Origin of the sequence: Paenibacillus sp. FSL H8-0261 (assembly GCF_045040645.1) — a bacterium.
Classification (GTDB): Bacteria; Bacillota; Bacilli; order Paenibacillales; family Paenibacillaceae; genus Paenibacillus_AQ.
In genome coordinates this window covers 1,084,828-1,097,637 of sequence record NZ_CP150297.1, presented here as the reverse complement: position 1 = coordinate 1,097,637, position 12,810 = coordinate 1,084,828, and the positions used below count along the sequence as shown (strand labels likewise).

At 44.5% G+C, this 12,810-nt stretch carries 11 protein-coding genes; 2 read left to right on the top strand and 9 right to left on the bottom strand.

Annotation, left to right across the window (positions count from 1 at the left end):
* Positions 1 to 82 precede the first annotated feature (82 nt).
* Complete coding sequence (locus MHI27_RS04760) at positions 83 to 1,060, top strand: ring-cleaving dioxygenase (RefSeq protein ID WP_405175721.1); 978 nt, start codon at positions 83 to 85, stop codon at positions 1,058 to 1,060.
* 58 nt (positions 1,061 to 1,118) lie between these two features.
* Here MHI27_RS04760 and MHI27_RS04755 read toward each other — a convergent pair whose 3' ends face one another.
* On the bottom strand, positions 1,119 to 1,820 hold the full coding sequence (locus MHI27_RS04755) for a YjjG family noncanonical pyrimidine nucleotidase (protein ID WP_042185133.1): 702 nt from the start codon (positions 1,818 to 1,820) through the stop codon (positions 1,119 to 1,121).
* Between the two features lie 168 nt (positions 1,821 to 1,988).
* On the opposite strand from MHI27_RS04755, the gene MHI27_RS04750 reads away from it, so the two are divergent.
* Positions 1,989 to 2,924 (top strand): MraY family glycosyltransferase, encoded by a 936-nt coding sequence (locus MHI27_RS04750; RefSeq protein ID WP_042124401.1) that lies wholly within the window; start codon positions 1,989 to 1,991, stop codon positions 2,922 to 2,924.
* A gap of 164 nt (positions 2,925 to 3,088) precedes the next feature.
* Here MHI27_RS04750 and MHI27_RS04745 read toward each other — a convergent pair whose 3' ends face one another.
* From MHI27_RS04745 to MHI27_RS04710, 8 genes are all read right to left on the bottom strand, one after another.
* Positions 3,089 to 3,610 (bottom strand): mismatch-specific DNA-glycosylase, encoded by a 522-nt coding sequence (locus tag MHI27_RS04745; RefSeq protein WP_076283881.1) that lies wholly within the window; start codon positions 3,608 to 3,610, stop codon positions 3,089 to 3,091.
* Positions 3,611 to 3,645: 35 nt separating this feature from the next.
* Positions 3,646 to 4,203 carry an RNA 2'-phosphotransferase gene (locus tag MHI27_RS04740; protein ID WP_341127266.1) on the bottom strand — a complete coding sequence of 186 codons (558 nt, stop codon included), beginning with the start codon at positions 4,201 to 4,203 and terminating at the stop codon, positions 3,646 to 3,648.
* Between the two features lie 42 nt (positions 4,204 to 4,245).
* Positions 4,246 to 6,867: a polynucleotide kinase-phosphatase gene (locus tag MHI27_RS04735; RefSeq protein WP_405175720.1), complete on the bottom strand. Its 2,622-nt coding sequence runs from the start codon at positions 6,865 to 6,867 to the stop codon at positions 4,246 to 4,248.
* Positions 6,867 to 8,249, bottom strand: coding sequence for a 3' terminal RNA ribose 2'-O-methyltransferase Hen1 (locus MHI27_RS04730; protein ID WP_405175719.1), 1,383 nt, complete (start codon positions 8,247 to 8,249; stop codon positions 6,867 to 6,869). Before MHI27_RS04730 ends, MHI27_RS04735 begins: the two co-directional genes overlap by 1 nt.
* A gap of 42 nt (positions 8,250 to 8,291) precedes the next feature.
* Positions 8,292 to 9,095 carry a nucleotidyltransferase domain-containing protein gene (locus tag MHI27_RS04725; protein ID WP_405175718.1) on the bottom strand — a complete coding sequence of 268 codons (804 nt, stop codon included), beginning with the start codon at positions 9,093 to 9,095 and terminating at the stop codon, positions 8,292 to 8,294.
* Between the two features lie 367 nt (positions 9,096 to 9,462).
* A complete protein-coding gene (locus MHI27_RS04720) occupies positions 9,463 to 11,487 on the bottom strand; it encodes a hypothetical protein (RefSeq protein WP_405175717.1) in 2,025 nt (674 codons plus the stop codon).
* The gene (locus MHI27_RS04715; protein ID WP_076299122.1) at positions 11,462 to 12,364 is read right to left on the bottom strand and encodes an ABC transporter ATP-binding protein; all 903 of its coding nucleotides are present in this window, start codon (positions 12,362 to 12,364) and stop codon (positions 11,462 to 11,464) included. Before MHI27_RS04715 ends, MHI27_RS04720 begins: the two co-directional genes overlap by 26 nt.
* Positions 12,357 to 12,746: a GntR family transcriptional regulator gene (locus MHI27_RS04710; RefSeq protein ID WP_076283874.1), complete on the bottom strand. Its 390-nt coding sequence runs from the start codon at positions 12,744 to 12,746 to the stop codon at positions 12,357 to 12,359. Before MHI27_RS04710 ends, MHI27_RS04715 begins: the two co-directional genes overlap by 8 nt.
* Between the last annotated feature and the right edge of the window lie 64 nt (positions 12,747 to 12,810).

The following is a 12,810-nucleotide window of genomic DNA, read 5'->3' as shown; positions in this document are numbered from 1 at the left end:
TAACTTAATAATACTCACTAAATCTTTTAAAGATCACAATATAACTTACTCACATTTAGCATTTACACGGAGGTAATTACACATGACATTAACATTAAAAGGACTACACCACGTATCCGCAATTACAGGTAAAGCGCAAGAAAACTTTAGGTTCTATACCGAAGTACTTGGACTGCGTCTCATTAAAAAGACAGTAAACCAGGATGATATTTCAGTGTATCATTTATTCTATGGTGATGAGAAGGGTAATCCCGGAACCGAATTAACTTTCTTCGAACTCCCGATGGCGGGCCGCAACCGTGCAGGCAATAACAGCATCTCCGCGCTCTCCCTTCGAGTGCCAAATGATGCTGCACTTACCTATTGGGAGCAGCGTTTCACCGAGCTTAACGTAGAGCATGAAACGATTCAAACAATCGGTGGCCGCCAGGCTTTAGCCTTCCGTGATCACGAAGGGCAACGTTTCATTCTAGTATCCGACGAAAATGATAATGGTGTTGCCGGCGGCATCCCTTGGGCTAAAAGCCCGGTACCTGCTGAATATGGGATTGTTGGCCTAGGTCCTGCACATCTTACAGTAGAAAGTGCAGAGCATACGGCGGTTGTACTGGAGCAATTGCTTGGCTTCCGCCGCAAAGGCACTTATCCTTCAACAATTGCGGGCCAGCCAGATGTGATTGTATTTGAGACTGGAGAAGGCGGATCAGGTGCAGAGGTTCACCTAGAGGAACGTTATGATCTAGAGCAGGAACATCTGGGACGAGGTGGTGTGCACCATGTCGCATTCCGCGTGGATAACGAGGAGGAATTGAAGCAATGGGTCGAGCATATACGCACAGCTCAGCTTCCTAACTCCGGATTCGTGGATCGTTTCTACTTCCGCTCCCTTTACTTCCGTGAGCCTAACGGCATTCTTTTTGAGCTAGCTACAGATGGGCCAGGCTTTGCAACAGATGAGCCAATGGAAAGTTTGGGCGAATCTCTTGCGCTGCCACCATTTCTGGAATCGAAACGCCAGCAAATCGAAGCTTATCTGAAGCCGCTGGATACTCGGCAATAAGATTCTTCAGCTCACTTAATAAAAGGTGTGAGTCGCTGATGCGCTCACACCTTATTTTTTATTGAAGATCCGTTGTCTTGCCTACAATGTCTAAGAGCTCCGACAGAACTCGAATTTCATATTTCGGTTGAACACCCGACGTATTCTCTTTACCGAGCGGGTTAAACCAGCAAGTATCGATCCCATAATTGATTCCGCCTTGAATATCAGAGGTTAAGGAGTCCCCTACAATCAGTACTTTTTCCTTATCCGAAATTCCCAATTTAGCAAAAGCATAATCAAAAATCCCTGTCTCCGGCTTCTGACAACCAGCCTCCTCTGAAATAATGATCTGCTCAAATGTTTCACTAAGCGGTGATCCTTGAATTCTGGAAGTTTGCACTTCTTTAATTCCGTTCGTAATGATTGCTAATCGACAGCCGGCAAGCTCCTCGCACAGCTCGATCGCTCCCTGGATCAGAAAGGTTCCCTCGCCTAAGAAACGTAGATACGCTTCACTAAACGCCTCAGGATCTAGCTCCAGCGCATTCGCAGCGAATAACCGATTAAACCGTTCCACGCGTAATGCAGCAGAACTAATCTTCCCCTGCTCCAAATCACGCCACAGCGCATGATTAATCTCCTGATAACTGGCAGCATAATCCTCAGCACCTGTGGGCATCCCAACATGTAGAAATGCGTTAGATAACGCGTGACTTTCTGCCATTCCGTAATCAAACAGTGTATCGTCAGCATCGAATAAAATAACGTCGTATTTCATAAATATCCCCCAAAACTCTTTTCTCAAAAAGGTACTACAGTGATACAATCAAGTCAACTTATCAGTCAGACGACAAAAATTTACTTTTTTAAGGTAGTTTTAAGCGAATTGTGTTATTTTAAAAAGAAAACGGTGGTGAGCGTCATATTATACGTTTTATCGTTTCTAATGTCTTTTTCTATCGTCTACTTTCTAATTCCGCCGCTCGGCAGACTAGCTTTCCGACTCGATTTTGTGGACAAGCCTCGTCAGGACGTTGAGCGTAAAATTCATAGAGAGCCTATACCGCTTACGGCCAGTTACGCCATATTCATTGGATTCTTCATTACCTATCTGGTATTTGCCCGTGAATTCTCCATGGAAACCGTCGCGCTGTTTGCAGGGGGCGTACTACTGCTGACCATAGGTACCATAGATGATTGGTACAAAACAAAAGGTAAGGATTTCCCGGCACTGCCCAAAATGATTGTGCAGGTTAGTGCGGCTGTTCTTGTTTATCTTTCCGGCAACGCATTTACAGGCTTCTACAACCCATTCTCAGGGGATTATATCGTTCTACCCGTTGTATTACAGTTTCTATTGACGATTATCTGGATCTTCGGCGTAACCACTGTCATTAATTTCTCGGATGGTATGGATGGTTTGGCTGGCGCCTTAACTGCTATTTCGGCCATAACACTATTTATTGTCGCATTAACTAAGGGGCAATCCTCTTCTGCGATTATGGCGATTGCACTCGTCGGTGTCACCATTGCTTATCTGCGCTATAACAAACCGCCTGCCAAAATCTTTATGGGCGACGCCGGGGCTACCTTTCTAGGTTTCATCCTTGCGGTAATCGCACTCGACGGCGCGTTTAAGCAAGCTACGGCCCTGTCGCTGTTCATCCCGATTCTGGCGCTGGGCGTTCCGATCTTCGACAATATTTTTGTCGTCGTCAAACGCTTTATCCAAGGCAAGTCCATTTATCAGGCCGACGCTACCCAGGCTCATTACCGCCTGCTTCGTGCAGGTTTGAGCCAGAAGCAAGTCGTTGCCGTGTTATGCTTGATCAGCGTTTGTCTATCCTTATCCTCTATCATTCTGTTGTTGATCGAGACTTGATGTATTATTTGCGGATTAGTATCGTACAAGAACAATCGCATCGGCTAGTCCATTGAAGTAATAAAAACGAGCAAGTTTCCAATCTGGAAACTTGCTCGTTTATTGTTTGAAGTTCATACTTCTTCAAGCCCATAACTCTGCAGCCAAACACATCATCCAACAACTCACCCATTACTCTCTTGCGTAAACTCGGCTAACCTACGGTAAATTCCTATAATTTCCTCCATAGGCATCCTCACTAATCCACTGGAAGAGGGAGCTACAAATTCACGTACACCGTCTACCTTCGGAGGTACATCCCCTTGAAATCCCCAGTTTGCTTTAGTCCTACGACTAAACTCTGTATATACACCTTTTCCTACAAAACAGGCGACCTGTGGGCGATACAATTCCAGCTTGGAGCGAAGCAATTCTCGGCCCTCATTATATTCCTCACGGGTAATATCGTCGATTCCGCGTGTAGGCCTGGAAACAATATTTGTAAAACCATAACCCAGCTTAAGTAGTTCCCCATCCTCAGACGCGTCGTATAGCCGAGGAGTAAGTCCTGAATTGTGCAAGATTCTCCAGAAATTATTTCGTGGATTCGCGTAATGGTGCCCTACCTCACCTGAACGAATACTCGGGTTAAAACCAATAAATACAATCTGTAATCCGTGATCTAGGTGATCAGAAATTCCATCCATGTGAGTATGCCTCCTAACCAAACGATGTTCTAATTCTACAATGGGGTATACACTTTAAGACAGGAAGCCGGAATTGGGTCCGCCAGCCATACCTCATTACCCGCACAATAAAAAGTTACACCCATTTGACCAGCGCTAATCGTATCAACAGTCAGTAGAATCAATTTCCCTCTGCGGCTTCCGGCCAGACTGGCAAAATGTGTCCCTTCGGACAAATGAACATATTGACGTCCCATCGATTGGAGTCCCTCTTCCAAAATAACTGAAAGAACGCCAGCATGAGTTCCGTGATAAAGCGTAGATGGCGGAGTTCCCGGATCATAGGAAATTTTGGTATGACTATGCCCGTACCGAGCTTTGATTCGATCTCCATTGATTTCAAATCGTTGCTTCTCGCAGCCTGCAACCACTTGCTGAATATCTCCCACAGTCACCTCAGACCATCTAGGAGCTTTCACAAGTACGGACAACAAATCGTCCAATGTACAGGAACCATCCTCAGGATCCAAAATAAGGCCATACTGCTCTGGAGTATGCCGGAGCAATTTAGTCATAAATTTACTTAACGACACTTCTGTAGCATTGCTTAACATTATATTTCTACCTCAATTCATAACTCATTTCTATTCTATTCTCTACAGCCGTGGATCTACAGGATCAGACTCCAAAGACAGCGCAGCAAGCACACATTCATGTACGCGTTCTATCGGCTCTTTACGAATAAAACGTTCCACCGATTCCCGGCTAAGCGCACATTCCATTAAGGCATTTCGCTCTTTTTTGCTTGTTTTGCGCTGCTTGAGGCGTACAAGATTGTCCGGCTGTAAATAATCTATTCCATAGATAATATGCAGATATTTACGCCCTCTCACCTTGAGTGCAGGCTGAACCAGTTTATCTCCATTACGTGTTATAAACGTTTCCGGTTTGATAACAATCCCTTCATGCCCATCCTCCGTCATCTCTTCCCACCAACGGATTATCTGTTCCTCGTCCGCTTCATTACAAACCGTGCGGTATTCAGTCTCCATAAATAAAGGTGACAACTCCGCTAGTTCACGATTATGCTCCAGATGCCAAAGATGGCTGTGCTCAAAGAAAGTTTGTCCGCTATGCGCAAGCGTATGGAAGGGAGCAATCTTAATCCCCTCTAATCCACTTACGTCCCAGCAATACTTTTGGAAAGCTTCCTTAAAAAGATGAGCATTCTGGAGCTTCTCCTCCATTTCCTGTATCCACGAGGTAACATCTCGCCCTGATCTTTCAGCCTCACGCAGCTTCTCCAAAAGATGCTCCCGATCTAACAGTGCTGCTTCAGCCACATGTGCATATTGGGAGGAAATCAGCTCACGCGCTTTCAAGTTCCACGGTACGATCTCCGCATCTAGGAGCAGCAAATCCGTGTTATTTTTCGCAAAATAATTCGCCTGCACGAGATCCGCGTTCAGCCTACGTAACACTTCAGATTCAGTATCCCTGTCAAAAAAAGCTCTGCCAGTACGTGTATAAATCGTGCCTAACGACGGCCTGCCCACATACGGTAATGCTGCCTCTTCATCCCGGAATAACAATAGGATGGCCCGGCTGCCCATATGCTTTTTCTCCGCGATCATTGTCTTCACACCTTGTGCGCGGAAATAAGCAAAAGCTTCACGCGGATGCTCCAGATAGTTCTCATCTATAGACACTGAAGGCGGCGGACTCATGGTCGGTGGGATATATACCAGTTCCTCAAGTGGAACCGTAAAGTGGGAGACCGTGTCTATGGCCGCTTTAACGAATTCTCCGCGCACAGTTATTTCACCATAAAGGTCAGTCTGGACTGAGTAGCCTTCCACGAATTTACGCAGGTTAGGCGGTGAGAATCTCCCCCGCTCCCAACGTATTAACGGACTGTCCGGATCACCTGCATAATCGTATTTCGCTTTAACACTAACAAATTTCCCTTCAGGGTAACGGTACGCAGTTAAAGATCCACCAAATACAGCACCCTGGTCGATGTTCACTGTATTTTTTACCACGGTTGGGAAAGGTCTAGGATCATGCCCCCAGACGATGATCTCCCCAGATTCGTGTTCGACATACCATTCTTTCCTTATAGGAGCACCCTTGCCATCCATTCCATCAGTGTCCCCATATCGGCAGAAGTCCTGAATCCGTTTGGACTGCTTGCCGATAAATTCATCGCGAATTCCGGCATGGGTAACTACGACCCGCCGCACGCCATTGCGGCCAAACAACAAGTGGCTAGGCGCGGACAACAGAAACTGTTTAAGTTCCTCCCTAAGCCTTTTTGCTTCCTCATCGCCTGCTTCTAGCGCAAATGCCTCCAGCTCAGCGGCGATATTCTCGTCTCCGTGACTTAATGTAACTTTGCGACCATCCAGGTAGCGGGCGATTTTCCAGCCATGGTTGCTGTCGATCATGCGGGCGATTCCAGCATCTACATGCTTTTTCCAAAACCTCATCGTCTTCAGCGATTCCGGGCCCCGGCTCATCACATCCCCAACAGAAATTAACTGCCTACCCTCGGGGTGTTTGTACAACCCTTTCTCGTCTTCCTTATATTCCAATCTTTCGAGTAGCTCGATCATCTCTTCATAACAACCATGAATGTCGCCGATTATATCAAGTCCTTTATCGATTTCAACCCAAAGCGGGTTCTGCTTACGTTCAAAAAGTACTGACTCCGTATTTTTCAAAAAATAAGTCGAGGCAAAGCCCTCGTCCTTAACACTCCGTAGCGAACGCTTGAACTGTCCATATTGTTGCTTGACCCGCTGGCGTCCTCGTGGATGATCACGCTGTACATCCCGCTCCAGCAGCGTTTCCTCTGGAACATCGAGCACCCAAGCTATACATGGAACATTATACTTATTTGCTAAATCTAAATATTGCTTACGGTATTCCTCTTGCAGATGTGTAGCATCCACCACCGTCAGTTTTCCAAGTCGGCAGCGCATGGCAATGACTGAATTCATTGCTTCAAAGGCTAGACTTGAGAGCAACTGATAATCATTAAAAATAATATCTGCTTCTTCGCGGGGACGATTCTTCCAATCCATAAAATCAGTGTCGCCAAGCATGCTACGGAAATCATCCGATGAGACGATTTCTGTCTGCAACAACGTGCCTTCATCTACTAATCTACGCAGTAAAGTGCTTTTGCCGCTATTGGAGGGACCCACCAATACAATAATTCCTGCATGCGGAAAAAGAATGGTTCGCTGCTTTTCTTTTTGCTCTTCTGTAGTCATTACAATGCTCCCTCCTTCCTAAATACCGCCATCTGCGTCGGGTATCCAAAAGCGTCAGAACCCTCGCCAATTCCTTTAAAATCAACCGAATAATCAAAGGAGCTCGTCCAGCGCATACACCACTCGGAGAACTCTGCTCGTCCCCATTCAAAACGGTGATCACTATGCCGCATTTCTTCCGCTTCCATCTCATACACCTCGTTATACTCCTTGTTCGGTGTAGTCAGGATCAATACCTTAGGACTATATTCCGCCAGAATAGTCTCCATCACTCGAGCCAGCCTATATTCGTCGATATGCTCAATAACCTCACATAGAATCATAATATCCTTGTTCCGCAGCGATTCATCGAAGTAGAACAAAGAACCTGTAACAGGCGTCGGCACGGTAACTCCTTCTCGGTCTTCAAGCTTCGAGAAGCGGTCTATTGCACGTAGCTGTGCGTTTGCGGAAGGCTCAACGGCCCAGATCTGCTTAACGCCCGGCACACTTCCGAGCCTTGCCGAAAGTTTTCCTTCGCCGGAACCAAAGTCAACAATACTACTCTTGAAAGCAAACCCTTCTACTGTTTCTGCAATCGCCGCATAACGCAGATCATTTAATCTAATTTTAGGCTCAGCTGAAAGCTCAGCAGGAGTAACAGCCACTTTTTCAGAAGAAGGGGTGGATTCCTCACCATCAAATTGCTTAATAAGATTAGCAAATCGTAGTGACCGCTTGAGAATTAACGCACGCAACGGATGACTATCCAACCAGCCTTCGCCATAACGCCTGATTTTCTCAATCTCATCATCACTGATAAAATAATGCTTATCATCATCTAATGCCGGAATCAGAATGAACAGTTGACGAAGGGCCGTTTGCAGCGTCTGTTCTCCCCGCAGCCTAATGTATCGTGCAGAACTGCGGCTTTTTAAATCAAAAGAATACACAGCATCTCCTCTTTCAAGCTCAAGCTCGTAGCCAAGTGCATGAAACAGTTCCTCAATCGTGTGATCAGGCAGGTTCGATGCTACTGGGCCAAAGGACAGCTCCAATTGAAATTTGTGATCTACCCAAGGCAAAAATACTTCCTTAGGCTTTCCATTAAGAGCTGTACCTAGCGCTGGACGGATATAAGAGCAGAACCGGCTGCTCGTAACAAACTCCCGATCGTTAATATATTGTGTGATGTCATTATGAGCTGCATTTCCTTTAACTAGAGCTATTGGATCTGGTGTGACATAGATAACGGCCTCTGTCTCTTCGTCGGAAGCTGCAGTGAATACTATACGCACTCTAGCTTCTTTATCGCTCCTGTCATATAAATTATGCGGGTTTTTAGCCAGCAGATGGGACAACATCCCTGCTCCTGACCCCGTCGCTTTGATGATCAAATGCATAAGCTTCATCTCTCCTTAATTAACAATTATTGAATTGCGAACTTACCAGTTCCATTGCCCCGTTTCGCCCCAGACCTCTATCAGTGCTGATCGGAACAAGATATCTAACGCTTCATCCATAACACCAACACTCTGTTTAAAAGCAGAAGCAACCGCCTCGTAATGAGCAATTCGCTCCTCCAAATAAATATTGATAACATCCAAGCGCGGCTCCAGATTTAGTTCATCACCGGACATTTTACGAAATAACAGGCTCTGCACAGCTTCCTGTAATTCTGAACCTTGTGGAATCAAATCCTGTACAAGCACATTAAAATCGAGCGGCGGCACTTCGTTGTATTTTTCAATCCAAGCGCATGCTAAGAGTGGTCTTAATACGTAAAAATATTTCTTGATTTTAACCTCACTGCCTTGCAGATAATCCCGGTAATTTCCTCGCGCCATGTTCAAATAGTGGTAAATGCATGATTTTGGCGAAAAGCTTTGTGGCGAGAGTTCACGGATACTTTCGGCTACAGCGTATTTTTCTTCATAGCGAATCGGTGATTCTAACCATTCCAGCAGAGGCGGATTAGATTTCCGAAATAGATTAAGCCCCTTCTTCAAGTCCCAACCATTAATATCAAGCATGTCACTGATCGGCCGTTCTATTACATCCCTGTGCTCAAAAATAGATAAATACGCCTCAGGTCTCCGTATGTATAGGAATCTAACATCATAATCACTATCTTTGGATGGAAATCCCCAAGCCCGGCTCCCCGATTCACACGCATACAAAATGCGGACTTGTTCTTCAGATTCAATGGTCCGAAGCTGTTGAATGATCGATTGATGTATTTCCGACATATTAACCCCTCCCTTAAACCTTCTAAATATGCAAAAAAGACCATGGACTCCATCGTCCATGGCCGGGCTTCACCTAAATACAGAACTCCTTACCGGTTAATATAGCGTTGTTGATTCACCGGAAATGAATACACTGAGTCTAAGGCTGACCTGTAAGCCAAGGTAACAGATGGACGCAAATATGGATAAGCATTATACGATGGCTGATTATTCATATTGTTATTCATCTGTCCTTACCCCCAAGTCAAATTATATTTTATTCAGTACCATTTCATCCTTAACCTATCTCCAAAAGCATAATCCAACTATCCAGTTTTTGTCAACCAGTAGTCTTTTTCTGTAATCTTCTACTCTCCTTATTCTTACCTTATTTCAGTAATACCTTCAGTTCAGGCGTCATATCCGATGCTTTTAACATTACGAAATCGCTATAACCTTCCTTATACAGCAGCTTCACAATGTAGTTGCCATTCTCAACTCCATAATTGAAACGATGATCTAAAATATCCGTTAATAGTGCCTTATCCTTCGTAACAACTGTACGATTTTTTTCACGTGCAAGCACTACTCTTTGTTCAGGACTCGTAGGATTCTTAGGTGTTTGCTTATCCATAAAGTCGTCTTTTACAATCTCTGCCGATTGGATATCTTCAGCTGTTATTCGTATTTTATCGGCATAACCTTTTTCGTTCATCCACTTTTCAAGCTCGTGGAAAGAAGACTTCCACGGAAAATAATAACCATAATCTGTAGAAACTTGATTACTGTTCTCTTTCACCTTTACCTCTACTTGGATATTAGCCACATCAGGTTTTCCGTCCTTATCTATCTGTACTTCGTAGGACATATTCGAAATTTCGCGTTTGATAATCTCCTTTAGCTCTGAAATTTCCTGAGGATCAGAGATGGCTACTTTTTTATTCCTGTTAGTAACCCACATATAATCCAGGTCTTTGTCTAAGAGAGCTAAATTATACTTTTCATACTTGTAAGCTTCGGTATCCTTAACCGCCTTGAGCTCTGATTCAAACCCCTTATTAGGGATCCAGTATTCCCTCACTAGCTTGTGACCGTTCTCCAATTGATAGGCGATGGTAAAATATTCATAAGCGTATTGTTGTGAGGTATGTTCTGGACGTACCGCAATTACCGCTTGATGAAGTTTACGGACAGCTTCTATATAATCTTTATCATCGGAAAAAGGGTCCTGCCCCATATAGGGTGTAGTAGTGTACAAATCATCCGTGGGGGTATACCAACGGTAGTTAGATCCCATATACACACCACTAATCTTATCACCGGAAGGTACTCTAGCTTCATACCCGGTAACACTTGATATCGGGATATACAGAAGTAACCCCAGCATTACTGCATAAACCGCAAACTCTGCTAACACTTTACGCGTCATAATCTGCCATGTTTTCCGAATAATCATTTCCGCAGCAACATAGCCGATAATGGCTCCAATGGCATATCCACTAATTACCCAGCCCATTTGCTGTTGCTTCATTTGTGCAAAATAATTCCCGGAAATAAGCATAGTACATAACATAAACCCTGCTTTAAACAGCGGGTTGAAATATCCAAAAGCAATAGCCTGACCCGCTTTTTCCGTATTACGTTTACGGTATAATAGATAGGACAACCCAATAAATAGAAGTGCCAATACCCCATAAATCCATAATTCTGTATTGGTGAATGGTTTGCCGGTAAAATAATACACGATATGAACAAACGGAGACCACATCTGCAAACTAGAATCTCGGAAGTTTACATTTGCATTTGCATAACCATAAAGATACATGACTAAATGGCTATTGATTAATGAAATCAGTACAACAGGAAGAATAAGCAAAATATAAATGATAATTCCCTGAAGAATAGATTGGCCCGTGCATATTCCCACAAAAACACTAAAGCAGAAGAGGAACAAAGTTAGAATACTAACTGTGATGCACCATTGCCAAATATCTGCGCCCTGAAAAATATAAAAATTACCACTCCATCGCTTAACAACCGCAACCACCCCTGCAGTTAACCAAACCGGCACCAACAGTAAGGTAAGTCCACTTGTCAGATGAGCCGTAAATAAATGCTCTCTGCGTAAAGGCAGGCTATGCCATAGATCTGATGGAGATTTTGCCTGAAGATATCGGAATAAAAAGAGTCCAGCAGCAACAGGGATCGTAATAATAAACAATGCTTGCACATTACCAGAGATGCGGAATAAATGATCGATTTCCTGCGGTTTTGCATTTGGATCGATACTCATGAACAGCTGCAATGGAAGTGCGAACATTAGGCCAAGTGCATATATAATCCCTATCCAGCCATGCTGGCGGAAGTTCTGGCGAATAATACTGCTATTAAAGTAGTATCGGCTGCGCGTCATATCCGACATCCCCCATTTCATAAATAAAGATCTCTTCTAACGTTAATGGAAGCAAATCGAATACGTATGGCTCGTACACTTGAAAAGTCGCTTTAATTCGCTCACGATCCCCTTTTACTATGTACAGGTTCACGCTCCCCCGGCGTTCTTGATGTAATATTTGCAGCTTCGCTGCTAACGGAATTTCATGCCGTTCATCCCGGAAGGCCACTTGAATCTTATGTGTATCCGCCTTAAGATCATCCAGATCCTTCTCAATCAGCATCTTCCCACCATGCATAATCCCAACATGATCACACAGATCTTCGATCTCACGAAGATTATGTGAAGAAATGATTACCGTCAGCTCGCGTTCAGCAACCTCCTGAAATAGCAGGTTTTTGATCTGGCGTCGCATTACCGGATCTAACCCGTCAATCGGCTCATCCATAATAAGCACATCCGGCATACAGCTTAAACATAACCAGAATGACGCTTGCCGCTGCATCCCTTTGGAGAAACGACTAAGCTTGCGCTTCTTATCGAGCTGAAAGACGGTCCCCAAATCATCAAAACGCTTCTGATTCCAGCTCGGATAGATCGAGCGATAGAAGGCTGCCATTTGCAGCATGGTGGATTGCGGAAAAAAGTAAGGAGAATCCGGCATAAAAATAACCCTTTGCTTAGTCGTCGGATGTTCGAATACCGCTTCACCCTCCACCTTCACGGTCCCTTTATCTGGAGAGAAAATGCCCGCCAAGGTCTTCAGCAGCGTAGTTTTACCCGCGCCATTAGAGCCGAGTAGCCCATAAATCGTCCCTTTACGTACCGTTAAAGAGATATCGTCTACTGCCTTCTCCCCTTGAAATAACTTACTGACGCCTCGAATCTCAATCATCACTTTTCCCTCCTTCTCTCTGCTTCTCCACTTGCTCATACAATGAACTAATCTCAGCTGCGGTGAACCCAAGGTATACCGCTTCCGCCATCAGTCTAAGCAACTCAGCACGTACTTCGGCTTTTTTAATCTCATTCTGTTCTTTTTTCATTGGGGCTACAAAACTCCCTTTCCCCTGCAGTGAATAGATATACCCCTCACGTTCCAATTCACGGTAAGCCTTCTGAATCGTATTGGGATTCACGGTTAGCTGCTGGGATAATGTCCTTACCGAAGGCAGTTGTTCATCAGTCTGCAAAATACCATGTAAAATCATCTCCTTGACCTTATCGGTCAGCTGCTCATAAATCGGCTTGCGACTGCGAACGTCCAATTCGAACATAACCATCCTCCTTTCACTGTCTTCCCTTAGTTCATGATGATGTGTATTAACTGTACTACTATTA